This is a genomic window from Methylobacillus methanolivorans (genome assembly GCF_044751345.1).
Lineage (GTDB): Bacteria > Pseudomonadota > Gammaproteobacteria > Burkholderiales > Methylophilaceae > Methylobacillus > Methylobacillus methanolivorans.
Genome location: NZ_JBIWXY010000001.1, coordinates 1,607,009 through 1,631,377, shown reverse-complemented (window position 1 = coordinate 1,631,377; position 24,369 = coordinate 1,607,009). Strand labels below are relative to the sequence as shown.

Below are 24,369 nucleotides of genomic sequence, written 5' to 3'. Positions count from 1 at the left end.
GCTAGATACACGTGCAATCGGGAATCACCAACACCAGGTCAGAACAATCGCTTAAGGCGTGGCGTGAGCGATTGTCGCGTCATGCACTTTATTTGCGCTTGGTCCTGCTGTTGTCCTGTGTCGCCATACTCGCCATCATCTTGCAAGCTGGCTCCTTGTTCTTGCTAGATTACATACCTGCCAGCCAATCCGCAATCCAGCAACTGGCGCAACGCAAGCTGGAGTGGAGTCAGTTGTCCGGGCATCCTGATAGTCAGCCACCAGCTATCTGGAGCATAGCTACCTTGATGGGGGATGATACGAATCATCGGTGGTATGCCGAGCAACAGTCGCGCAAGCTGGCAGGCCTGATTGTCAGGCTGCAACGTGATGAGGCGGCCTATGTGGTGGCTGAGCAAGGGCATGCTGCCTCGCTATTGCAAGTGATCCTGGACGACCACGATGTCTTGCTGGATGCCTTGCGTCGCGATGTGGAAGAAAGGCAGACCGTGTTGGTGATGCTGCAACTCATCGGGCTGGTGCTATTGCTGTGCTGCCTGGTGACGGTAGCGTTGATGATCAAGCAGATATTGATAGACCGCGTAGCAAGCCTGCTGGCGATGTTGCCGCGTGAGCAAGTGCTTGCTCAGGATGAGCGCGACTTGGATGAGCTATCGCAATTGGAAGGGATGGTGCAGGCTTTCTCGGCGCAGATGCAGGGCTTCAAATCTGAGTTCGAGTGGTTCAACCGCAACCGTAGCGAGCTGTTGCGTCGCTTGTTGCGTGCGCGTACCTTTATTCATGGGCTGGTGCTCTCGCTCAACGACAGCGTATTGAATGAATCCGTGCTCAAGACCATGCTGTATTCGATGGAAAGTAGCCTGGATTTGCGTAATGTCTCGCTGCGCTTTGTACTTGATGGCGGTGAGACCAAGGGCGAGCGCCTGTTGTTTTCGCAATATGCGCCTGCGGCCTTGCCGGAAGATGTGACGCGTGATCTGGTGACGCAGCGCTCGGCGAGCTTCACCCTGGAGAGTGGCGCAGGCTGTATTGCGGCAACATTTACTTGCCCGGGAGATAACTTCGGTACCCTGATACTGGAAGGCAAGCCCGGCCAGGAGCTTTACGAATCCGACATTACGCTGGCAGAAATCACCGCACAATTGCTATCGCTGGTGTTGGGGGCGCAGAGTCGGGAGGAGCAAGCGCGGCGGCTGGCATTGTTCGAGGAGCGTGCTGCGATTGCACGCGAATTGCACGACTCCCTGGCTCAGTCACTTTCCTATATGAAAATCCAGATCGCGCGGCTGCAAACGCATAAAAGTAGCGATCAAGGTGAGACCCACGAGATTACCAGTGAGCTGCGTGAGGGCTTGGACACGGCCTACCGCGAGTTGCGCGAATTGCTCTTTACCTTTCGCATGCACATGGATGTGCGCGGCTTGGGTTTTGCCATTGAGGCGGCGATTGAGGAGTTTTCCAATCGCTCCTCAGTCTCCATTACCCTCGATAACCGCCTGGTGAATTGCCGCCTCACCGTGAACGAAGAGTTCCACATCCTGCACGTTATCCGCGAGGCGCTTTCCAATATTATCCGCCACGCAGGCGCGCAGCATGTTGTCGTGGCGCTGGCCTATACACCCGGTAGCACTGTGGTCGTGACGATTGATGACGATGGTATCGGCATGCCTGCCAACCCCACTGAGGAGCCAGGGCATTATGGCCAGAGTATCATGCGTGATCGCGCCTATAGCCTGTGCGGTGATATCACCATTAGTGCCAGGCGCCAGGGTGGCACTCGCGTCCGGCTGATTTTTACCCCCAAGTTGTACCAATGACCACAATGTGACGTTTTTTCAAATATTTAGTACGAAAGTAAGTGAACACTATGCTCAAGGTATTCCTGATTGACGATCATGCCCTGTTCCGTAAAGGCGTGAGCCAGATGATAGGGGCCGACCCCATGTTCGAGGTTGTTGGCGAAGCCTCTTCGGGGCTGGAGGGCTTGGAACAGGCACCGATGCTGGCCCCAGACATTGTGCTGATTGATCTCAACATGAAGGGGGTTGATGGCCTGGAAACACTGCGCAGGTTCAAGGCGGGTGATCTCAAGGCGCGTTTCGTCGTGCTGACCGTTTCTGATGCCGAGGATGATTTGCTGGAAGCCTTGCGTGCCGGGGCAGATGGCTATTTGCTCAAGGACATGGAGCCCGAGCAATTATGTGACAGCCTGAAAAAGATTTCAGAAGGCGTAACCGTGATCCAGGATCGCCTCACCGAAGTACTCAAGCAGGCATTGCTGGAGCTTGGCAATAAGTCATCCCTGCCTGCGACACCGGAGCAGGTATCCCTGACTGATCGTGAGCAGGAGATCTTGCAATGCCTGGCAGATGGCCTCAGCAACAAGGCTATCGCGCGCAAGCTGGGAATTTCCGATACCACGGTGAAAGTCCACGTCAAGCACTTGCTGAGCAAGTTGCGGCTGACCAGCCGGCTCGAGGCGGCCGTTTGGGCGCATCGGCACAAATAGCCCGCCTGTCACTGCGCCGCATACTCCCAAAGAAGTAATCCATATTGGGAATTGTGGCGTCTAGCCTCGCTGTTATCCAATGTAGCCTGAAGAATCATGTTTCAGGAGACAATCAAGTGAGTACTACCTCAAGCCTGGATGCCACCTCGGCCCAGATGACCCCTAATGCTGCACAAGCACAGCCTGGCAGCCTGCAACGCAAGATAGGCTGGCAGGGTGCATTCTGGGTGGCTAGCGGCGTGCCAGCCCTGGTACTGTTTTCCATTGGCGCGATTGCCTCCACCGTAGGCAAGCCCGCCTGGCTTGCCTGGATGCTCTCGATAACCTTTGGCTTTATCCAGGCATTTACCTATGCCGAAATTGCCGGCATGTTCCCACATAAATCGGGTGGAGCGTCTGTCTATGGCGCCATCGCCTGGGTGCGCTATAGCAAGTTTGTTGCCCCGGTGTCGGTCTGGTGTAACTGGCTGGCCTGGACGCCGGTGCTGGCCATTGGTTCTGGCCTGGCGGCGGGTTATATTCTGCTAGCCACTTTCCCTGCCGATGCCGTCATCAACACCTGGCAGATTACCTTGATGGACCTTGATTTCATCAAGTCCGGCCTTAGCCTGCGCATCAATGCTACTTTTATTCTTGGGGCTGCCGTCCTGCTGGCAGTGTTCGGTATTCAGCACGGTGGCATATTGCGCTCCTCCCGCGTGACCATGATCCTTGGCCTGGCAGCGTTGATCCCGCTCATGTTGATCGGCCTGGTTCCTATCCTCACCGGTGACATCTCGGCAGCCAACTTCCTGCCGATTGCTCCGCTGGCCTATGATGATGTGGGCAATGTGGTGAATGGTGCCTGGAATATAGAAGGCTGGAAGCTGATGGCAGGTGGCATGTTCATTGCTGCTTGGTCAACCTATGCGTTCGAGACCTCGGTTTGCTACACACGCGAGTTCCGTAACCCCAAGACTGACACGTTCAAGGCTATTTTCTACTCCGGCTTATTATGCCTGGCAGTGTTCACTCTGGTGCCGATTGCCTTTCAGGCTGATCTTGGCCTGGGCCACCTGGTGACGCCTGCTGTGCTTGATGCCGCAGGTAATGAAATCAGCCCTGCGGTTTACGATGGCATGTTGGCGCCAGATATTTACAGCGGCATGGGTGTTGCCAGTGCGTTGGCTGCCATGCTGGGCGGCAGCCAGCAATTAAGTAGCATGATCGTCATCATGCTGGTTTTGGCCTTGTTGCTTTCCATCATGACTTCGATGGCGGGTTCGTCGCGTACCTTGTACCAAGGAGCAGTGGATGGCTGGCTGCCGAAGTATCTTTCTCATGCCAATGAGCACGGTGCGCCCACCACGGCCATGTGGACAGACTTGTGCTTCAATCTGGTGTTGTTGCTGATGTCTGACTATGTATTTGTGCTCGCTGTTTCCAATGTCTGCTACATCATGTTCAACTTCCTCAACCTTAACGCGGGCTGGATACACCGCCTGGATAGGCCAAATTGGGAGCGTCCATATAAGGCTCCGTTGATCCTCATCGTGCTTGGCACCATCCTCAGCTTCGTCAATGTCGCGCTGATGGGCTTGGGAGCAAATATCTGGGGTGAAGGTACCTTGTGGTCGGGTGTGGTCTGTGCGGCCTTCATCATCCCCGTGTTCTTGTATCGGCATTACGTGCAGGACAAAGGCGTGTTCCCCAAATCCATGGTGGAGGATATGCATATGGGCGATGAAAGCGGCGTGAAAAAGCGCGCAGGTATCATGCCGTTTGTCGCGATAGCCATTGCCGTACTGATCGTGATTTATATGCAGCACTTGTAAGGCATCAGATGTGCAATGCAAAAGGCCCCATTTATGGGGCCTTTTGCATTATTAAATATCAGATTGTTGAAAATTCAATATAGAAGTCGCGGATGCCAGATGCGAGGAACTGCACCGCCACGCAGGTGAGCAGGAAACCCATGATTTTGGTGATGGCTTGCATGCCGTGTTCACCCAGCAGTTTTTCGATATAACCTGCCGCTGACAATGCCACATAAGCTATCCCTGCTGTGATGGCGATGCCAGTAATGACGATGGCATCCCCCAGGATTAGTGAGCCTTCGGGGATTTGCGAGCCAAAGCTCATGATGACGGCAATGGAGCCAGGGCCTGCCAGGCTGGGCATGGCCAGTGGTGAGAAGGAATAATCAAGATTGGCATGCTTGATTTCGTCAGGCTCTGAGTCAACGCTGGAAGAGGTGTCGAAACCAGAGAAAATCATGCGTAGAGCCAGAATCAAGATAATAATGCCACCCGCGACACGTATGCCCGGCATGGAAATGCCGAATAGCGAGATGATGCCATTGCCCAGAAGCAGGAATGTTGTGAGTATGCAAAAGGCGTATAGACAGGCCTTGCGTGCCTGTACCTTACGGGTTTCTGGCGTCATGCGCTGGGTGAGTGCCATGTAAAGCGGGATGGTAGTGAGCGGGTTCATGATGGGTAAGAGGCCGAGGACGACGATGGAAACGTATTTGAGAGTTTCGAGTATGGTCAAGACTTAGTCCTTTCGTTGAATGGCCGATGGCATGGTGAATGTCAGGAGTATTGCTGACGATATAACATGACTTGGCCAAAATGTGACATTTGGCAATGTTATCAGGTAGAGTGCGTGAAAACGGTAGTGCACAAACGAACTTCATCATCAAGTGATGCCACTGAAGCCAATCCATGGGAATGACTTGAATTAAAAGGGGAGTGGATTGAGCGGGACTGATGTCGGCCCAGATGCGAATAAACCTGATGCTATGGCGATAGTCTCTGGTTCTGCTATGCATGGCGCGACGACTCCTGTGGCCCATCCTCCCTTGTTGCCATCTTTTTCCCGCGCATTGGTGTTCAGTGTGGTGGGGTTGCTGATTGGCCTAGGTGCAGTGTTGTTGTTTGCCATGACCTGGCAAGCTGTGGAGAGCACTGAAAGCGCGGCCAGGCAGGAAAGCCGTGAGTCACTCAAGCAAATATCACTGCGCTTGCAGCAATTGATCCAGGCCACGGAGATGACCGCACTTTCGTTAGAGCGGATTGTACGCATCCACGATGTACATCTCAGTGGAGCAACATTACGCCCCATGCTGGAGAACTCCCTGTCTGCGTTTGAGCAGCGTCCTGAATTAAGTTACCTCGGTATTGTGATCCCCAGCACAGGGGAATACGGCAATATGGAGCGGGTCAGCTCCAAAGATGTGGTGCTTTGGCAGTTTCCAGAGGTGAAGGCTAGTGCTGCAACAGCGCAGACCTTTAAGCTCACCACGGAGGGTTTTGTTCAGGACAAGGCATATCCTGTTGATGGTTATGACCCACGTCAGCGCCCCTTTTACCAATCAGCATTAAGTGCGCCTAGTGATGGTGCCTGGATGCCGACATATGCGTGGATCGTCCATTCACAGCTCAACACATCGTTGTGGGGGTTGAGCTATGTCAAAGCTATTCGCAATAACAGCGGAAAGCTGTTGGCTGTGATTGATGCAGATTTTGATATTCCTGCATTGAATCGTTTTCTATCGCCATTAATCACGGAATATCACACGGATATCCAAGTGGTTGAGCTAGGGCCGACACCTCGCTTGATTGCTGCATCTGATATCGGCAATACGCCTCTACCGGTTAGTGATGATTGGATGCCTGTGATCCAATTTTCAGGGGATGTATTTGTTGACCGCATGCAGGTGCAAGGAGAGCGCCGATGGGTCGCAGCGCAGCGTCTGCATCTGAAAGGCGGGCTGTCATGGATGGTGATTACGTCACGGCCAGCACCTCTCATTGATACTCCACTCAGGCACCAGTTGTTACAGGTGTTGGGAATGGGGGCTGCGATGGCTGTTGTGCTGGCCCTGGTTTCATTGCGTTTAGCACGCCGCTTTGGTCGGCCTTTAACTGGGCTGGAGCAGCGTGTTGCTCGTATCGGCCAGCCGCAGGCAGAAACACCCGCGGAGAGTATGGAGGAAGCTAGTCAAGGTTTCCGTGAAACCCAGCTACTGGGCACGGCCTTGGATCGCATGGAAGATGCCATCCATCAGCAGGTATTGGCAAAGGAGCAGCAGGCCGCTTCTATTCGCTTGAAGGGCGCGATCTTTGATTCCACTTCTGCTGCCATGTTCAGTCTGGACGAAACCATGGTGATTGTGGAGTGGAATGCCGCAGCTGAGCGTATGTTTGGATTGAGCCGGGATAAGGTGATAGGCCAACAGGTGCAGGAGATGTTGTTGTCCCCGGATGAACCACTGGATTGGACTGCAATCCTGGCGACAGAAGAGACCATGACACTGGAGTTCATCGGCATCGACGGTGCGTTTGATGCAGAACTGCGACAAGTGACCTTAAGTCAGGAGAGTCAGCGCATTCATACCCTGATCCTCAATGATATTACCGAGCGCAAGCAGTATGAGCAGTACATGCATCACTTGGCCATGTATGACGGCTTGACCGGCCTGCCCAATCGCAACTTAATCCGTGAGCGTATTACCAAGAGCATTGCTCAAGCGCAGGAGGATCATTGCCTGGTTTCCTTGCTTTATCTTGATCTCGGGCGCTTCAAGGTGATTAACGAAGGTTACGGTCACGTGTTTGGTAATAGCGTGTTGCGGGAAGTGGGTGTGCAATTGCTCCAATATGTGCGCGAAGGCGATACAGTAGCTCGCCTGAGTGGAGATGAGTTCCTGATCTTGCTGGCTGACGTGATTGCGCCAGTTGAAGTGGAAAGCGTGGCCCAGCGGGTCATTGAACGGTTTCACTCCCCCATTGTGGTGCAGGGGCGTGATATTCATCTCTCGGTCAGCATGGGCGTCAGTATCTTTCCACATGACGGTGAAAGTGCGGATGAACTGATTGATCGTGCCGATATGGCAATGTACCGGGCCAAAGAGCTTGGCCATAATGTGTGCCTGTTTTTTACCCGCGAAATGGGGCTGGCCATCCAGCGTCGCGTAGATATGGAAATCAAGCTGAGGCATGCGGTTGCTAACAATCAGTTGCACATGGTCTACCAGCCCAAGGTAAGCCTGGAAAGTGGTCGTATCAGTGGCTGTGAGGCGTTGTTACGCTGGCAGCATCCTGAGTTAGGTGCCGTGTCTCCCTGCCAGTTTATCCCCGTGGCGGAGGATTCAGGCCTAATTGTTCCTATTGGCGATTGGGTATTGCGTACGGCATGTACCCAGGCGCAAGCCTGGATAGAGGCTGGTTTGCCGCCGGTTTGTGTCGCAGTGAATATTTCTGTGCGTCAGTTCTTGCAGCAGGATGTGGTGGCATGGGTTGCCAATACTTTGCAGGAAACTGGTTTATCGCCTCAATGGCTGGAGCTAGAATTGACCGAAAGCCTGATTGCGCAGGATATCGAGAAGGTAACGGGAACGATCAATCAGTTGAAAGAGCTGGGTATCAAGCTGTCTATTGATGATTTCGGTACCGGCTACTCCAGCCTGAATTATTTGAAAAGCTTCCGGGTAGATACCTTGAAAATTGATCAATCTTTTGTGCGCAACATGCTGACAGAACGAGAGGACTCTGCGATTGTGCTGGCCGTGATTGCCTTGGCGCAGAGCCTGGGGTTCAAGGTGATTGCTGAGGGCGTGGAGGAGGAGGCGCATTGCCAATTCCTGCAACAGCATGCTTGCGATGAGATGCAGGGTTATTATTTCAGCAAGCCTGTGACGGCCGTAGAGTTTGGGTACATGTTGCGTGACGACAAGCGCCTGCCATCTTCTTATTCTTGATCCATTTCCTTATCAATGTCCCCCGCCGTACACAGTCCCTGGGCTGGTTGTTTGTGCAATCCTGCTTATTCACTATTTATCCGCGTATTTTCCTGATCCTCTGTTGCAATCCAGGCGCTCTCTTGCCTAGCTAGGGCAATGACTTAGCCGCTAAAAAGTCTGGCATATCCCGTGCTTGCCCTTGGGGCAATACTCCTGCATGACACATGGCGTTGTCGCTATCGACATGTGCAGATTTTTCCGCATACAAGCTGCTCTTTTTGTCGCGATCTACTCCCTTAGGAGTATTGACGGAAATTCAATGTTTCCTATTATGAAAAAAAGTTTCATAAATGTGTTGACGCTGTTTTTTTGCTTCGGTATAAATGCAATAAAGTTTCTTTTAAAGAAAAAAAGTTTACTTAAAGTGCAGTTTTTGGATGTGATGATTAATCCGTTGGAGCCACAATAAATGCCGTTGAGATTGCTGAAATACGCCTTGAGCAAGGAATATCCGGGAACACGGTTTTTCCAGGCGCATACCACGCCGAAGAAATCCTATGATGTCGTGATCATCGGCGGCGGTGGCCATGGCCTGGCGGCAGCGTATTACCTTGCCAAGCATCACGGCATCACTAATGTGGCGGTGCTGGAGAAAGGCTATATCGGCGGTGGCAATACCGGGCGTAACACCACCATCGTGCGTTCCAACTACCTGACACCAGAAGGCGTGAAGTTTTACGACGCCAGCGTCAAGATTTATGAAGATCTCTCCGAAGAGCTAGACCTTAACCTGTTCTACTCCACCCGCGGTCATTTCACGCTAGCACATACTGAATCTGCCATGCGCACCATGCGCTGGCGCGCCGAGGTCAATAAGCATGTGGGTGTGGAAAGTTATGTCGTGGGCCCGGATGAGATCGGCAAGGCCTGCCCGCAAATGGATCTGAGTTGTAGTGGCAAGGCGCCCATCGTTGGTGCGCTCTATCATGCGCCAGGCTCGGTGGCACGCCATGATGCCGTGGCCTGGGGCTATGCCCGTGGTGCGGATCGCCTGGGCGTGGAAATTTTCCAGAATACCGAAGTCACCGGCATTGATGTGCAAGGTGGCCAGGTGGTCGGCGTGAACACCAATAAAGGCTACATCGCGACTAATAATGTCTTGTCTGCCGTTGCTGGCTTCACACCAAGAATCTGCGAGATGGTCGGTGTAGAAACCCCTATCGTCATCCATCCGTTGCAAGCCTGTGTCACCGAGCCGATGAAGCCATGGCTGGACACCATCCTTGTTTCCGGCAGCTTGCATGTGTATGTCAGCCAGTCCTCACGTGGTGAGCTTGTCATGGGCTCCTCGCTCGACCCTTATGAGGTGCACTCCACACGCTCTACCCTGGATTTCGTTGAGGGCCTTACCTCGCACATGCTGGATATGTTCCCTTTCCTTTCCAATATCAAGGTGGTGCGTCAATGGGCGGGCATGGCGGATATGACGCCCGACTTTGCTCCCGTGATGGGCAAGACGCCAGTGAAGGGCTTTTACCTGGATGCGGGCTGGGGTACCTGGGGTTTCAAGGCAACGCCGATCAGCGGCAAGACCATGGCCGAGACCATTGCACGCGATCAGGCACCTGACCTCATCCATTCCTTCCGTCTGTCGCGTTTTGAGGATTACGAGCTGACCGGCGAAAAGGGTGCTGCCTCTGTCGGGCATTGAGCTAGGTAAATAAGGAATAAGCAATGAAATTACTGACCTGTCCCGTGAATGGAACAAGACCGCTAAGCGAGTTCACCTACGGTGGCGAATTACGCCCCCAGCCTGCTGCTGATTGCAGCGACAAGGAGTGGGCTGATTACGTGCATAACCGAAATGGTGCGCCTGGCCTTAAACAAGAGTGGTGGTACCACGGCCCTAGCGGCACCTGGTTCATCGCAGAGCGCAATACATTAACCGACCAAGTGATTCGTACATATCTGAAAGGGCAGGAGGGCAGCAAATGAGTGCACGTTTGACCAAACAAGCAGGTGAGTGGATCAACCGTGCCGCTGTCGTCAAGTTCAGCTTTGAGGGCAAGGATTACAGCGGTTTCGAGGGTGACACCATTACCAGCGCATTGTGGGCCAATGGCGAAAAAGTGCTGGGTCGCAGTTTCAAGTATCACCGCCCACGCGGCATCCTCAGCCTGGCCAACCATGACGTCAACGTCATGCTGACCGACGGCCTGGATACCAACATCCGCGGTGATGTGGTGCCCGTGAGCAATGGCGCAGTGCTTGAGGCGGTGAATACCGATGGCGGCGTGCGCAAGGACAAGAGCCGCATCATCGATAGCATCGCTCCGCTATTGCCTGTGGGCTTTTACTACAAGGCATTCCATACGCCCAAGAAAATTTTCCCGTTCTGGGAAAACGTCATCCGCAAGGCGGCTGGCCTGGGTGTGGTCAATTTCAACTATCCGCGTATTACCAAGCCCAAGCAGCATATCCACTGTGATGTGCTGGTGATCGGCGCAGGTGCATCTGGCTTGGCTGCGGCCATTGAGGCGGGCAAGCAGGGCTTGCGCGTGGTGCTGGTGGATGAGAATGCCGAGTTGGGTGGTAGCCTTGGCTTCGATTGGGGCGGTAGCCAGGAGTCCAGCAAACTGCTTGGCGACCTAGTGGCAGAAGTGCAGGCCTTACCGAATATTCAGGTGATCACTGGCGCTTATGCCGCTGGCTATTATCCTGATCACCTGATCCCCGTGGTGACCAAGGACGGTATGGTCAAGGTACGCGCCGGGGCCGTGGTGATGGCGAGCGGTGCTTTCGAGCAGCCGCCTGTGTTTCGCAACAACGATATTCCCGGTGTCATGCTCGGCTCTGCTGCGCAGCGTCTGCTGCATCGCTATGGCGTGAAGCCTTTCGAGCATGGCGTGGTATTTACTGCTAACGACTATGGTTATCGTGTCGCACACGATCTGCTGGAATCTGGCGTGAAAGTGGCGGCATTGATCGATTTGCGGGCGACAGCAGGTGATAGCACATTGCCAGCTGCACTGGCACGCCGTGGCGTGAAAACCCTGCATGGCAGCGCGATTTATGAAGTAGAGCACAGCCGCGACAAATTCAGCGTCAAGGCTGTGATCGTGGCACCGTATGATGCCGATAGCGCAGAGGCTGACTTGCGCGGCAAAACCCGCATCGAGTGCGATGGTGTGGCAATGTGTGCAGGCTGGGTGCCAGCCGCTAACCTGCTATACCAAGCAGGTACCGCCATGCGCTATGACTACAGCGTGCACCAGTTTGTCCCCAACAAATTGCCGTCTGGCATTTTTGCCGCAGGGCGCGTCAATGGTGTCTATGCCTTGGCCGATAAGCTGGCGGATGGCCAGCGTGCCGCGATTGCTGCCATGCGCCATATTGGCCGCGAGCTACCTGAGCCTGCGACTGTGGCGGTGAGCGCTAGCGCCCAAAGCCATGCGTATCCGATAGTCATGCATCCCAAGGGCAAGAACTTCGTCGATTTCGACGAGGATATCCAGGTGAAGGATTTCATCAATGCCGCGAAGGAAGGCTTCGACAACATCGAGTTGATGAAGCGCTTTACCACCGTGGGCATGGGTCCCAGCCAGGGCAAGCACTCCAACATGAATGCGATCCGTATCCTCGCGCGCTTGCGTGGCGTGCCGGTGGAGCAGATCGGCACGACGACTTCGCGCCCGTTCTTCCACCCCACGCCGATCGGGCATCTGGGTGGCCGTGGTTTCCATCCGCACCGCACGACGCCGCTGCATGATGTCAATGCAGCCTTGGGCGCGGTGTTTACCGATGTCGGCCCCTGGAAGCGTGCTGCCTACTATGCAGTGCAAGGCCAAAGCGTGCAGGACACTATCCTCGCCGAAGTCGAGGCCGTGCGTAGCAAGGCTGGCATTATCGACAGCAGCTCCTTCGGCAAGATTGAGGTGCGCGGCCCCGAGGCTGGCTTGTTCCTCGAACGCTTCTTCACTGGTCGTTATGCCGATCAGGCACTAGGCACATCACGTTACACCATGTTGCTGGATGAAGCTGGCGTAGTGGTAGATGACGGCCTGGCACATCGCCTGGGTGATGAACTCTTCTACCTGACTTCCGGCACCTCCAACGCTGCCGCAGTCTATCGCGAGATGCAGCGCTGGCAGCAAATCTGGCAGCTCGATATTGGCCTGGTCAATGCCACTGGCTCTTATGCCTCCATCAATGTGGCAGGCCCGCTGGCGCGCCAGGTATTGTCGGGCTTGCTTGATTTCAAGCTGGATGAGCAGGCGCCACATAGCGCGCGTGAGGCAATGCTGGCAGGTGTGCCTGTGCGCTTGCTGCGAGTGGCTTTTGTCTCTGATCACACTTATGAATTACATGTGCCTACGCCACAAGCCGCCTTCGTCTGGGAGCAAGTGATGCGTGCAGGCTCCAGCATGGGGCTCAAGCCTTTCGGCACCGATGCCCAGCGCATCTTGCGCCTGGAAATGGGCCATGCCATGCCTGGCATTGATACCGATGGTTTAACGAACCCCCTGGAAATTGGTGCAGAGCATGCCCTTGCCATGGATAAGCCTGATTTTATCGGTAAGCGCAGCTTGCAGATCATCGCCAAGCGTCCGCTGAAGAAATCCCTGGTGGCCTTTGTGCTTAATCCTAGCTATGCCGGTGAGATGCCGTTCGAGTGCAACCTGGTGATCCGCAACGGCGAGATCGAAGGCCGCGTCACCAGCATTGCCTACTCCAAGACGGTAGGCCGCGTGATCGGCTTTGCATATGTGGCACCGCAATATAGTGCCGTAGGGGCAGGCTTTGAAATCCGCACTGATAGCGGTGCCTTGGTACCCGCGACTGTAGTGCCTTCCCATTTCCTGGTTAGTCGATAGTGAGGCAATGAACGTGATGCAGACAGAACAGCCGATGTTCACAAAGTTAGTTACCCCAGTCGCGCATGCGCTCCATCATGAGCAGGGCGCTTGGGGCGTCATTGATCAGATGCAAGTCGTTACTCACTTTGCGGACAAGACCCTGGAAGAGGGCAGAAAAAAGAATTTGGGAATCGCTGATGCGAGCCTGCTGCGCAAGTTTGGCGTCAAGGGCCCACAGGCTGCCCAGTGGTTAGCCGAGCAAGGCGTGACTATTCCGCCGCGTGCCAATAGTTGGGTACGCAGTGAGGAGGGCAGCTTGGTGTTGCGGCTGGGCAATAGCGAATTCCTGATTGAGGATGCGCCGGGAGGCACAAGCTGTGAAAGGCTGGCACAAGCCTATGCAGGGGCCAAGGGTGTATATCCAGTACCGCATGTTGAAGCGTCATTCGCGATCAGCGGCGCTGCGGTGCAGGTGTTGTTTTCAGAAGTTTGTTCCATTGATTTAACTCGCGTAGCCCTAGGCGCACAAGACGTCGTCATGACGCAATTCGCCGGGGTCAGCGTAGTCCTGATGCACCAGGACCTGGAGGAGGAGAGCCATTTCAGGCTGTGGTGCGATAGTTCGTACGGTCCATATTTGTGGGAAGTGATTGCAGGCATCGCTCACGAGCACAACGGCGGACCCGTCGGGATAGGGCGCTATTTCGCGGCCTATCCATAAAATTCAATCGGACTCGGAGAGTTAGTTTATGAAGACAGTAGATGGAAAATTCACGTATCAGCCCAGCACGCCCGTGCAGGATTTGGCAGCTGCGAAGCAGTTCCTGGCTGATCACAACGTGAAATACGTGCTGGCGCAGTTCGTGGATATCCACGGGGTCGCCAAGGTGAAGTCGGTGCCTGCAGCCCATCTTGAATCCATCCTCAAAGGAGGCGCGGGGTTTGCTGGTGGTGCGATCTGGGGCATGGGCATCTTGCCGAACGGGCCGGATTACATGGCGGTGGGCGATTTATCTACCTTGAGCCTCATCCCCTGGCAGCCAGGCTATGCGCGCATTATTTGCGATGGTCATGTTGAGCAGAAGCCTTATGAATATGATTCGCGCGTGGTGCTCAAGAAGCAAGTCGAGCGCCTAGCCGCACATGGCTGGACGCTTTATACCGGTTTGGAGCCAGAATTCTCGTTACTCAAGCGTGATGACAAAGGTGGCTTGCACCCCTGTGACGAGAGCGATACCTTGCAAAAGCCTTGCTACGACTACAAGGGCATGACGCGTCAGGCGGTGTTCCTCGAGAAACTGACTGAAGCATTGATCGCGGCCGGGCTGGATGTGTACCAGATTGATCACGAGGATGCCAACGGCCAGTTCGAGATCAACTACACCTATGCCGATTGCCTCAAGAGTGCGGATGACTACATCCTGTTCAAGATGGCAGCCAGCCATATTGCCAACGAGCTTGGCATGACCTGTTCCTTTATGCCCAAGCCTTTTGGCAACCGTCCTGGCAACGGCATGCACATGCATATGTCGATCGGCGACGGTAAGAAAAGCTTGTTCCACGACGATGGCGATAGCACAGGTCATGGCCTTTCCCAGCTGGCGTATCACTTCCTGGGCGGCATCTTGCACCATGCCCCGGCATTGACTGCCCTTGCTGCGCCTACGGTGAATTCGTACAAACGCCTGGTAGTGAGCCAATCGCTCACGGGCTCTACTTGGGCACCTGCCTATATTTCCTACGGCAACAACAACCGCTCGACCATGGTACGCATTCCCTATGGTCGCCTGGAATTGCGCCTGCCTGATGGCAGCTGTAACCCGTACCTGACAACCGCTGCGGTGATCGCGGCTGGCCTGGATGGCGTGGAGCGCAAGCTTGACCCTGGCGCTGGTCATTCGAGCAACCTGTTCGACCTCAGCCTGGCCGAGATGAAGGAGCAAGGTATCGGCATCCTGCCGCAAAACCTCAACGAATCACTGGACAAGCTTGAGGCTAACCAGGTGTTACGCGATGCGTTGGGCCATGCGTTGACGGATGAATTCATCAAGCTCAAGCGTGCAGAGTGGATTGATTACCAGCGCCATGTCTCGGATTGGGAAATCAATCGCTATATCGAGTTCTTTTAAGCGAATTTTTAATGTGCATTGTAACCAGATGCTGAATTCTGGATTTTTGTAAGGAGAAACAACATGTGTGGAATCGTGGGATTACTGGTGAAGAACCAGAAAATGCGGGCCAATATCGGTGAGTTGATGCTGCCCATGCTGATCGGCATGACAGAGCGCGGCCCGGATTCCGCTGGCCTAGCGATTTTTGGCGCCCCGGTAGGGAGCAGCGAGCGCAAGTTCAGCCTCTATTGCGCTGCGCCTGAGTTTGACTGGGCCAAACTCAGTGTAGACCTCAACAACGGACTGAAGGCTGATGCCAAGGTGGAAGTGAAGGTGAACCACGCTGTGGTGACCACGGGTATTAGCCCAGACACACTCAAGGCTTGGCTCAAGGAGCATTACCCCCAGGTGCATTTGTTGTCTGTTGGTCAATTGATGGACATCTACAAGGACACCGGCACACCAGCCCAGGTTGCCAGCCGCTATGACTTCTCCAAGTTGTCCGGCAGCCACCTGGTTGGCCACACCCGTATGGCGACAGAGTCTGCGATTACCCCATCGCACGCTCACCCGTTCACTGCAGGTGAAGACTGGTGCCTGGTGCACAACGGCTCCCTTTCCAATGCGCATAGCATTCGCCGCAAGCTGGAGCACGAAGGCATCTCCTTCGAGACCGACAATGACACCGAAGCTGCTTGCCGCTTCCTGCAATGGCGCATGCGCGAGGGCGATGACCTCAAGACAGCGCTGGAACATGGTTTTGACGAGCTGGATGGTTTCTACACCCTGCTGATGGGTACCAAAGACCAACTGGCGCTGGTGCGCGACCCGTTTGCTTGTAAGCCAGCGATCGTAGCTGAGCATGATGACTATGTGGCGATTGCTTCCGAGTTCCGTTCTTTGGCTCACTTGCCTGATATCAAGAATGCCAAGGTATTCGAGCCTGCACCAAAGGAGATGTACGTATGGAAACTTTAACATTTGACCTGGAAAAAACCGCGCTACGCGAGGTAAACCAGTATCTGCATAGCGATGCAACCGAGCTGGATGGCAAGACAGTCACTATCACCAACCCGGGCGGCACCCACAATATCGCGGTTGGCCTCAAGGCCGACGTGAATGTGGTGATTGAAGGCCATGCGGGTTATTACGCAGCAGGCATGAACCAATTTGCTAATGTGGTGATTGAGGGCAGTGCTGGTACTGGTGTGGCTGAGAACATGATGTCTGGCCGCGTGCATGTGAAGGGCTTTGCCTCTAACGCTGCTGGGGCGACTGCCAATGGCGGCCTCTTGATCATTGATGGCGATGCAGGCTTGCGCTGCGGCATCTCCATGAAGGGTGTCAATATCGTAGTGGGTGGCTCAGTGGGTAGCTTCTCTGCTTTCATGGCACAAGCCGGTAATTTGGTGATTTTGGGCGATGCTGGCGAAGCGCTCGGTGATTCGCTCTACGAGGCCCGTATTTTCGTACGCGGCACTATCCAGAGCCTAGGTTCTGATTGCGAAGTGAAAACCATGGATGCCGAGGCGCGCCAGATATTGGTTGACCTGTTGAAAGAATCCGGTCATGCCGATGTTGACCCTGACAGTTTCACGCTGCTGGGCTCCGCCCGCAAGCTGTACAACTTCCACGTAGATAACGCAGGAGACTACTAATCATGAGCGATACGCCAAAAATCCCGCAAACTGAACCGCGTTTTTCTGCGACCTTTGACAAGAACACCATCTCGGAAATCCGCCGTGCCTCAGCTACCGGCATTTATGACATCCGTGGTGCTGGCACCAAGCGCAAGCTACCGCACTTTGATGACTTGCTGTTTCTCGGTGCTTCCATCAGCCGTTATCCGTTGGAAGGCTATCGCGAGAAATGTGGTACAGATGTCATTCTCGGCAACCGTTTTGCCAAGAAGCCTATCCACCTCAAGACGCCAGTGACCATCGCTGGCATGAGCTTCGGTGCCTTGTCCGGCCCCGCCAAGGAGGCCCTGGGCCGTGGTGCAAGCGCTGTAGGTACCAGCACAACGACGGGCGATGGCGGCATGACGCCAGAAGAGCGTGGTCAATCCTCCATTCTGGTGTATCAATACCTGCCGTCACGTTATGGCATGAACCCGGACGACCTGCGCAAGGCCGATGCCATCGAAGTGGTGATTGGCCAAGGTGCGAAACCAGGTGGCGGTGGCATGTTGCTGGGCCAGAAGATCAGTGATCGTGTTGCCAAGATGCGCTGCCTGCCTAAAGGCGTGGACCAGCGTTCCGCTTGTCGTCACCCTGATTGGACAGGCCCGGATGACCTGGAAATCAAGATCGCTGAAATCCGTGAAATCACCGATTGGGAAAAGCCTATCTACGTGAAGGTTGGCGCAACTCGTCCTTACTTCGACGTGGCTTTGGCGGTGAAGGCCGGTGCCGATGTTGTGGTGCTGGATGGCATGCAGGGCGGTACTGCGGCTACGCAGGAAGTATTCATCGAGCACGTGGGTATCCCCATCCTCGCAGCCATCCGCCCGGCGGTGCAGGCTTTGCAGGATCTAGGTATGCATCGCAAAGTGCAGCTGATCGTCTCAGGTGGTATCCGCAACGGTGCTGATGTGGCGAAAGCCCTGGCACTGGGTGCAGATGCTGTAGCCATCGGCACGGCGGCACTGATCGCGCTCGGTGATAACGATCCGCACCTGGAAGAGGAATACAACAAGCTAGGCACCACTGCTGGCGCTTATGACGATTGGCACGAAGGCAAGGACCCGGCTGGTATCACTACGCAGGACCCTGAGCTGATGAAGCGTGTTGATCCGGTCAAGGCAGGCCGCAGATTGGCGAATTACCTTTCCGTGATGACGATGGAAGCGCAAGTCATTGCACGCGCATGCGGAAAATCGCACCTGCACAACCTGGAGCCGGAAGATCTAGTGGCGCTGACGCTGGAGGCTTCTGCCATGGCCAAGGTGCCATTGGCAGGTACTAGCTGGATTCCTGGAGTCTCCCAGTTCTAGTTTCCCCCTTGTGTTGTACTGACGTGGTCCCTCGCCAGGCTTCATCACTCCCTGTGATGGCCTGGCATTTTTTATCAGCCGGTCTGATTGGCCGCGAAGGTGTTGTTCTACTCCCAATGGAGTAGCCCTTCAGGAGAATGGTGCGATCAATGAGGCTTCAGGCACAATGGCATCAGCTTTTTATGAGCGATGCCTGCTCCTCATGCAATCATGGAGCTTTTTCAAAGAGTCATCACCCAGTGGGTGTATGACTCTTTTTTTATGGTTGTGCCAGGTTTTCGTGGTGAGTGTAAAAGCGAGAGGGCTCGAATTGCTGCAACCCTGGATGAACATTCGCGCCGACAATACGGGCAAGCCTAGCCTGGTCAGGCAAAGTCAACTCTTTGGAAAGATTGAGATTGGGATAAGTGCCGTGAATCTCGGGGTGTAGCTCAGCTGCCACGATAATGTCAGCGTACATGACTAACGCACCTCCCCAAGAGCGAATCAGGCCGCGCTGGCTGACCGGGACTTCTCGCAGATTGGCGGTCTTGGTTTGGGCATCCAGCCATGCATAGGCGATCCTGATGCAGTCATTATTCTGGTGTACAGGCACAAAGCCCGCATAATTAGCCCTTTCTTTGGCTAAGCTAATAGTTTCGTCTGATAACTCTGATGGCATGGCTGGTTTTTCTTATTGATTATGTTGTTTACTCCCGATTCTGCCACAGCTTCAATACTCACTTCAATTTTCAATCTACAGTGAATGCGCGACATGATGCACAGCGCAAACGCATTCAAGGTAGATCAGGCTATTTCACTAGAAGATGGCTATGTGCCCTGGGATGATGCTCCATTTTGCCGTAGTTAAGGTGCTCGTATATTGATCTTAACTGCTGCAAGTCATTGGTGTAAGGCAACTCAAAGCAAGGGAATGGCTGGTGGTAGAACCTGCGCTCACGCGTTAATTCATCCAAATCATCATGAAAAACACCATTGAAGATACTGACCTTGTTTGCCACAAAGTCACGTATGGCGGTGATCCTGTTGGTGCCATCCAATAACCACCCTGACATCGGCTTGACGCCACTGGTGCGCCATTGCGGAGCATGAATCACGTAATAACCAATCGGTACGCCAAGAAAAATATTCTCAATAAAACGTGCCTGCCTATCCTTGTCCCAGTCAGTCTCCTTGCTCCAGGGAGGCAAAACAAAATGTACCAAGGTTTTCTCGCTTTCCAGGCAAGGAAGCTGTGGTGCAATCCCAAAAATATGCTCGATAGGGTGATGATGTGGCGTGCCGTGCAATAGCCGATCTGGCAATAACGGGGATTGTTGATGTGGCACATCAGCCATGATCAATCTCCTTTTTATTGTGTAGAGGTTGGGTGAAAGGGTATTCAAAAATTAAGATAGGCCAGATGGGTAATAGTTCAACGGTGTGAATCATCCATCTACAGGCGTTTGTGTCATTCACCGACAGAATGCGAATGCACTTAGAACATGTTGGCGCTGCTCTGCCAAAGAGGGGGAGAGATATTATTACTTTGACTCTGCTTAGGAACGTCGCTGGAAAGTATCCAACAAGATAACCACTGGAAGTGGATAGCATTCCGAGAGGCTAGGTTTTTATGAAATCAAAACCTTATGGGTGTTGGTGCGCCCGACAGGAGTCGAACCTGTGACCTTTGGCTTCGGAAACCAACACTCTATCCAACTGAGCTACGGGCGCATTTTGATTAGGAGGCGGATTATAGCAAATGAATACATGCTTGTCCTTGTATAACCTTTTCCCGGACGGGGCTTATTGAGTATAATCCTTGGCATTTTCCCTGTTTTAAAGATAGGTTTGGTTGGTATGAGCGCGCACGAATACGATTTCCCGAAAACAACGAAGAAGCAATTCATCCTGGCAACACTGGGCACTTTGTTTGCGCCATTGTTGGTGCTGTTCCTCGTGGCGCGTTTGTTTTTTGGTATCCAGTCTGGCTTGGTTGATGATCCTGTTGTGGAGCAAAAGCCTGAAGCTGCTGCGGCTGCCAAGTCTGCTGATAGTGAAGATGATGCTGATGATGAGGCACCAGCTGCGCCAGCGGCAGATGATGAAAAGAGCGAGTAATCGTTGTATTGTTCTTCAAGTATTTTTCACTTCAATAGCAGCTCATGGCCACATATGCGATAGGTGATATCCAGGGCTGCTATCACTCCTTTCTCTCCCTGCTGGACCTGATCCAGTTTGACGCTTCCAAAGATCAGCTCTGGCTCGTGGGTGATCTGATTAACCGTGGTTCTGGTTCGTTGGAAACCCTGCGTTGGGCCAAGGCAAATGAATCTAGCCTGGTGATGGTGCTAGGCAACCATGATTTGCACACATTAGCTGTCGCTGAGGGCTTTGTACGCGCCCATCGTAGCGATACTGTACAGCCTATTTTTGATGCTCCCGACCGAGCAGAGTTGCTGGATTGGCTGCGTTTGCGCCCGATGATACATGCTGATGGTGAGTTGGTGATGGTGCATGCTGGTTTGTTGCCGCAATGGGAGGCTGGGCAGGCACTGGAACTAGGGCAAGAGGTTGAGGCTGCTTTGCGTGGAGATGGCTACCATAGCTTTCTCGCACACATGTACGGCAATTATCCATTGCGCTGGGATGACGGCTTGCAAGGGATGGATCGTCTACGCATGATTACTAATGCGATGACACGCTTGAGAGTATGCAAGCGGGACGGCGAGATGGATTTTCATTTCAAGGGTGAGCTGGTGGATATGCCCGCCGACACCATGCCGTGGTTTGATGTGCCTGCGAGGCAGTCGGCGGACTCTACCGTGATTTTCGGACATTGGTCTGCGCTGGGTTTGCAGCAGCGTGACAATCTTTATGCCTTGGATACGGGATGTCTGTGGGGCGGTCAGTTGACAGCGCTCAGGCTGGAGGACCGCAAAACGTTTCAAGTGCCATGCCACCCTGCCGACGGCCCACGAGCCATCAAGGGCAGTTGATCGTTGGCACTAATCCAGGTTTAACCTAGCGGCAATCGCTTGCCTGGCCATCAGGCATAGCCCGCGCCTTTCATGTCCTGCACTTTCAATCGGGGCAGCAAAATCCAACTCCACCACCGCCTGCTTTTGTGACAGTACCATGCGTAATGATTGCCACAGGGTGGTTTCTCCATGATAAGCCATGGCGGTATTGATGCTGCCATCAGGGTTGGGGTATCGCACGGAGAATGGGCGAATGCTGGTATCGGTATCAATAGTGGCTTGCATGAGGCTGCCCTTGAATGGCCTCAGCTCAGTGCCATCCGTTGTTGTCCCCTCAGGGAAATAGCATAGGCAGTCTCCCGCGAGGATGCTCTCTGCCACGGTGTTCACCATACGGCTGGCATCTTGTCTTTTTTCGCGGTCAATAAACAAGGTGTTCGCTTGTGCTACTAACCAGCCGATGACTGGCCAGGCGCGGATATCCGATTTAGCAATGAAGCGTACCGGGCGAATGCTGTTGAGTGCGTGGATATCCAGCCAGGAAATGTGGTTGGCAACAAACATCGTGCCATGCACATCCGCGTTGGGGATATGACCCTTGGCAATCACCTTGAGATTGAGGATATCCAGGAACTGCTGGCTCCAGCGACGTATGATGCTTTCGCGTTTGATGCCGCTGACGCCAGGCAGAATCGTTGCCGCAACGACAACGCCGTAAAGCGTGTGCAGCGCGAGGCGCGTGAGGCGGAATAGCTGCGTGGGCAGGGACGTCTTTTTTTCAGGCAAGCAGGTACTGGTTGGCAGCTTATTTGAAAAAGTGAGCTGCATAGCGTTTGTTGAGTCGCGACAATGGTAGCATAACCAGCATATCCGCTGTGTTGAAGTCAGGGTCCCAGGCCGGTGCGCCGCAAATATAGGCGCCCAGTCGCAAGTAGCCCTTGATGAGCGGCGGGCAAGTGACTTCCAAGTCATTGCGCAGTGCTTCCAGTGGCAACGGGCAATTCGGGAAAACGCGATATTCCACTGGCGATAGGTGATCTTGCTGTAATTGGTGATACAAGCTAGCTGCCATGTGACCACCGTCTGCCATGCCGATGCTGCCGCAACCAATCATGTACTCGTAACGGTGTACCTTCATATAATTGGCAAGGCCAGCCCACAGCAGGGTGATGGTGCCGCCCATGCGGTAGTCTTTGTGCACGCAAGCACGGCCAACTTCTACCATGCTGGGTGCGAGGTGGCGCAGACGTGAGAGGTCGAATTCCCCGGCAGAGTAATAACCGCCAGCTTCATTCGCCATGGCAGGGCTCAGGATGCGGTAGGTGCCGACCACCTCACCTGTTTCGTGATTGCGTACCAGCAAGTGGTCGCAAAAAGCATCAAAACCATCTTGGTCCAGTCCTTCGGTACCAGCGACATTGGCCCCCATTTCCTCTGCAAATACTTTGTAACGAAGGCGTTGGGCCTCGGCAATTTCAGAGGCATTACGAGCGAGGCTGACGTATAACTGGCTGGCACCGTTCTTGGTGCCTAGGGAAGGCTGCCGGTCAAGCATAGGGCTAATCCTGACTATTAAGATAGCCCACACTCTAAAAGTGCTGAATGACGGAAGGGTTAAAACGGGGTGAAGCTTTTATGACAATGCCGGGCATGCCCGGCATTGTTGAAATCAATAGAGATGATGTGAGATAGATACTTAATGGGTGACGCGGGTAACACCGCCGCTCTCTACCAATCGAACCTTATCTCCGGGGTTGAATTGCACGTCGGCCTCTTGCACCACAGCAATCAAGTTTCCACTTTCAAGTTTTACCGTAATTTCCAGGCCATCTTTGCGTGTAATGCCTTCTTCCGCTGCAGCACCTGCAAGCCCGCCCACAAGCGCGCCTAAGACAGTGGCAATGGCTTGGCCCTTGCCACCACCGACTGAGCTGCCTGCGATGCCACCGACTACGGCACCTGCACCACCGCCGATCGGAGTTTTTGTGCCTTCCAGTTTTACATTACGTACACTTTCCACCACGCCCAGGCGTACAGTCTGGGTTTTACGTGCTTCATCTCGGCTATATACATCGCCAGAGTTCGAGCTCATGCAGCCACTCAGGGTGAGTAGAATACCGGCTGCTACCAATAATGACGTCATACGCATGTTTTGCTCCTTAAGCAGTTTGTCCTTCAACATATTGCGACAGGGTTTCGTCCACTAGCACCTGCCTGTAAAAATCCTGTATTTCCTCGCGGCTGATCTTGTGGTTTTGTGCTCCGCGGCTGGCAATCTTGATTGCCCCCATCACCGACGCCAAGCGACCACTTACATCCCAATCCCAGCCCTGCGAAATGCCATAGAGCAACCCAGCACGGTAAGCATCGCCACAGCCTGTTGGGTCGACCACTTGCTCGGCTCTTGCGCATGGAATCTTGTATTGTTTTCCATCGGCATAAATCGTTGAGCCTTGAGCACCTTCCGTAACAATCAGTGCTTTGACTTTTTCTGCCACCTGTTCGAGCGTAAGACCTGTTTTTTCCTGTAATAGTTGCGCTTCATAGTCATTGACGGCGACATAGGTAGCAAGCTCAATGAAATGCAGCAACTCCTCGCCATTGAACATGGGCAAACCCTGCCCAGGATCGAACATGAAGGGGATGCCTTTATCGTGGCACTCCTTGGCGTGCAGGAACATGCCATCACGCCCATCAGGTGCAATGATTGCCAGGCCAATATCCTGTGCATCGTGCACACTGTTTTGGTGACATTCACTCATTGCACCTGGGTGGAATGCGGTGATCTGGTTATCGTCCTGATCGGTTGTGATAAAAGCCTGTGCAGTGAACGTGCCAGGGATGGTCTTGATGTGGTTGGTGTCCAGCTGATGCTGTTCGAGCCAGCGGGTATAGCCCGCAAAGTCATCCCCCACGGTTGCCATAATGACAGGCTCACCTTGCAGGAGTTTGAGGTTGTAAGCAATGTTGCCTGCAGTGCCGCCAAATTCACGACGCATTTCCGGCACGAAGAAGCAGATATTCAGCATGTGGATTTTGTCTGGCAGGATATGGTTCTTGAACTGGTCGCCAAAAACCATGATGGTGTCAAATGCCATGGAGCCGCAAATCAATGTCCGCATGTCTAACCTATTGCTATTGTATGTAAAACCGCATTATCCAAGGCCTGCAGGCTGACTGCAAGCATGAAAAAGCCCGCAGGCTTGCGGGCTG

The 24,369-nt window shown here is 53.8% G+C and carries 21 protein-coding genes and 1 tRNA gene; 14 read left to right on the top strand and 8 right to left on the bottom strand.

Annotated elements, in window-relative coordinates:
* Positions 1 to 11: 11 nt before the first annotated feature.
* From ACIKP9_RS07615 to ACIKP9_RS07605, 3 genes are all read left to right on the top strand, one after another.
* Positions 12 to 1,817: a histidine kinase gene (locus tag ACIKP9_RS07615; protein WP_400881163.1), complete on the top strand. Its 1,806-nt coding sequence runs from the start codon at positions 12 to 14 to the stop codon at positions 1,815 to 1,817.
* Between the two features lie 50 nt (positions 1,818 to 1,867).
* Complete coding sequence (gene narL, locus ACIKP9_RS07610; protein ID WP_400881902.1) at positions 1,868 to 2,509, top strand: two-component system response regulator NarL; 642 nt, start codon at positions 1,868 to 1,870, stop codon at positions 2,507 to 2,509.
* A gap of 155 nt (positions 2,510 to 2,664) precedes the next feature.
* Positions 2,665 to 4,323 (top strand): APC family permease, encoded by a 1,659-nt coding sequence (locus ACIKP9_RS07605; protein ID WP_400881900.1) that lies wholly within the window; start codon positions 2,665 to 2,667, stop codon positions 4,321 to 4,323.
* A gap of 58 nt (positions 4,324 to 4,381) precedes the next feature.
* On the opposite strand, the gene ACIKP9_RS07600 is transcribed toward ACIKP9_RS07605, so the two are convergent.
* The gene (locus ACIKP9_RS07600; protein ID WP_400881161.1) at positions 4,382 to 5,041 is read right to left on the bottom strand and encodes a MarC family NAAT transporter; all 660 of its coding nucleotides are present in this window, start codon (positions 5,039 to 5,041) and stop codon (positions 4,382 to 4,384) included.
* A gap of 205 nt (positions 5,042 to 5,246) precedes the next feature.
* On the opposite strand from ACIKP9_RS07600, the gene ACIKP9_RS07595 reads away from it, so the two are divergent.
* The 9 genes from ACIKP9_RS07595 (at position 5,247) to ACIKP9_RS07555 (ending at position 18,196) form a co-directional block, all read left to right on the top strand.
* Positions 5,247 to 8,252, top strand: coding sequence for a bifunctional diguanylate cyclase/phosphodiesterase (locus ACIKP9_RS07595; protein ID WP_400881159.1), 3,006 nt, complete (start codon positions 5,247 to 5,249; stop codon positions 8,250 to 8,252).
* Positions 8,253 to 8,703: 451 nt separating this feature from the next.
* Positions 8,704 to 9,945 (top strand): FAD-dependent oxidoreductase, encoded by a 1,242-nt coding sequence (locus ACIKP9_RS07590; protein ID WP_400881157.1) that lies wholly within the window; start codon positions 8,704 to 8,706, stop codon positions 9,943 to 9,945.
* 23 nt (positions 9,946 to 9,968) lie between these two features.
* Positions 9,969 to 10,229: a sarcosine oxidase subunit delta gene (locus ACIKP9_RS07585; RefSeq protein ID WP_400881155.1), complete on the top strand. Its 261-nt coding sequence runs from the start codon at positions 9,969 to 9,971 to the stop codon at positions 10,227 to 10,229.
* Positions 10,226 to 13,108 carry a 2Fe-2S iron-sulfur cluster-binding protein gene (locus ACIKP9_RS07580; RefSeq protein ID WP_400881153.1) on the top strand — a complete coding sequence of 961 codons (2,883 nt, stop codon included), beginning with the start codon at positions 10,226 to 10,228 and terminating at the stop codon, positions 13,106 to 13,108. The genes ACIKP9_RS07585 and ACIKP9_RS07580 overlap by 4 nt, the downstream gene beginning before the upstream one ends.
* 34 nt (positions 13,109 to 13,142) lie before the next feature.
* Entirely contained in the window at positions 13,143 to 13,811 is a 669-nt protein-coding gene (locus tag ACIKP9_RS07575) for a sarcosine oxidase subunit gamma (RefSeq protein WP_400881151.1), read from the top strand.
* 28 nt (positions 13,812 to 13,839) lie between these two features.
* Positions 13,840 to 15,219: a type III glutamate--ammonia ligase gene (gene glnT, locus ACIKP9_RS07570; protein WP_400881149.1), complete on the top strand. Its 1,380-nt coding sequence runs from the start codon at positions 13,840 to 13,842 to the stop codon at positions 15,217 to 15,219.
* Between the two features lie 63 nt (positions 15,220 to 15,282).
* On the top strand, positions 15,283 to 16,179 hold the full coding sequence (locus tag ACIKP9_RS07565) for a class II glutamine amidotransferase (RefSeq protein ID WP_230346459.1): 897 nt from the start codon (positions 15,283 to 15,285) through the stop codon (positions 16,177 to 16,179).
* Positions 16,167 to 16,859: a GltB/FmdC/FwdC-like GXGXG domain-containing protein gene (locus tag ACIKP9_RS07560; RefSeq protein ID WP_400881147.1), complete on the top strand. Its 693-nt coding sequence runs from the start codon at positions 16,167 to 16,169 to the stop codon at positions 16,857 to 16,859. Before ACIKP9_RS07565 ends, ACIKP9_RS07560 begins: the two co-directional genes overlap by 13 nt.
* A 2-nt stretch (positions 16,860 to 16,861) precedes the next feature.
* Positions 16,862 to 18,196, top strand: coding sequence for an FMN-binding glutamate synthase family protein (locus tag ACIKP9_RS07555; RefSeq protein WP_400881145.1), 1,335 nt, complete (start codon positions 16,862 to 16,864; stop codon positions 18,194 to 18,196).
* A gap of 259 nt (positions 18,197 to 18,455) precedes the next feature.
* Here the strand turns inward: ACIKP9_RS07555 and ACIKP9_RS07550 are convergent, their stop codons facing one another.
* The 3 genes from ACIKP9_RS07550 to ACIKP9_RS07540 all read right to left on the bottom strand — a co-directional run bounded on the left by ACIKP9_RS07550 (position 18,456) and on the right by ACIKP9_RS07540 (position 19,909).
* Positions 18,456 to 18,857, bottom strand: a complete 402-nt coding sequence (locus ACIKP9_RS07550) for a hypothetical protein (RefSeq protein WP_400881143.1) — start codon at positions 18,855 to 18,857, stop codon at positions 18,456 to 18,458.
* Between the two features lie 130 nt (positions 18,858 to 18,987).
* On the bottom strand, positions 18,988 to 19,533 hold the full coding sequence (locus ACIKP9_RS07545) for a DUF262 domain-containing protein (protein WP_400881141.1): 546 nt from the start codon (positions 19,531 to 19,533) through the stop codon (positions 18,988 to 18,990).
* A gap of 299 nt (positions 19,534 to 19,832) precedes the next feature.
* A tRNA-Arg gene (locus tag ACIKP9_RS07540) sits at positions 19,833 to 19,909 on the bottom strand.
* Positions 19,910 to 20,035: 126 nt separating this feature from the next.
* Between ACIKP9_RS07540 and ACIKP9_RS07535 the strand changes: the two genes are divergently transcribed.
* On the top strand, positions 20,036 to 20,296 hold the full coding sequence (locus ACIKP9_RS07535; RefSeq protein WP_400881139.1) for a hypothetical protein: 261 nt from the start codon (positions 20,036 to 20,038) through the stop codon (positions 20,294 to 20,296).
* A gap of 44 nt (positions 20,297 to 20,340) precedes the next feature.
* A complete protein-coding gene (locus ACIKP9_RS07530; RefSeq protein WP_400881137.1) occupies positions 20,341 to 21,174 on the top strand; it encodes a symmetrical bis(5'-nucleosyl)-tetraphosphatase in 834 nt (277 codons plus the stop codon).
* Positions 21,175 to 21,183: 9 nt separating this feature from the next.
* Here ACIKP9_RS07530 and ACIKP9_RS07525 read toward each other — a convergent pair whose 3' ends face one another.
* The 4 genes from ACIKP9_RS07525 to ACIKP9_RS07510 form a co-directional block, all read right to left on the bottom strand.
* A complete protein-coding gene (locus tag ACIKP9_RS07525) occupies positions 21,184 to 21,942 on the bottom strand; it encodes a lysophospholipid acyltransferase family protein (RefSeq protein WP_400881135.1) in 759 nt (252 codons plus the stop codon).
* 19 nt (positions 21,943 to 21,961) lie between these two features.
* On the bottom strand, positions 21,962 to 22,711 hold the full coding sequence (locus ACIKP9_RS07520) for a GNAT family N-acetyltransferase (RefSeq protein WP_230346450.1): 750 nt from the start codon (positions 22,709 to 22,711) through the stop codon (positions 21,962 to 21,964).
* A 141-nt stretch (positions 22,712 to 22,852) separates the two neighbouring features.
* Positions 22,853 to 23,305, bottom strand: coding sequence for an outer membrane lipoprotein (locus ACIKP9_RS07515; RefSeq protein WP_400881132.1), 453 nt, complete (start codon positions 23,303 to 23,305; stop codon positions 22,853 to 22,855).
* 10 nt (positions 23,306 to 23,315) lie between these two features.
* Positions 23,316 to 24,278: a carbohydrate kinase family protein gene (locus ACIKP9_RS07510; protein WP_400881130.1), complete on the bottom strand. Its 963-nt coding sequence runs from the start codon at positions 24,276 to 24,278 to the stop codon at positions 23,316 to 23,318.
* Positions 24,279 to 24,369 lie beyond the last annotated feature (91 nt).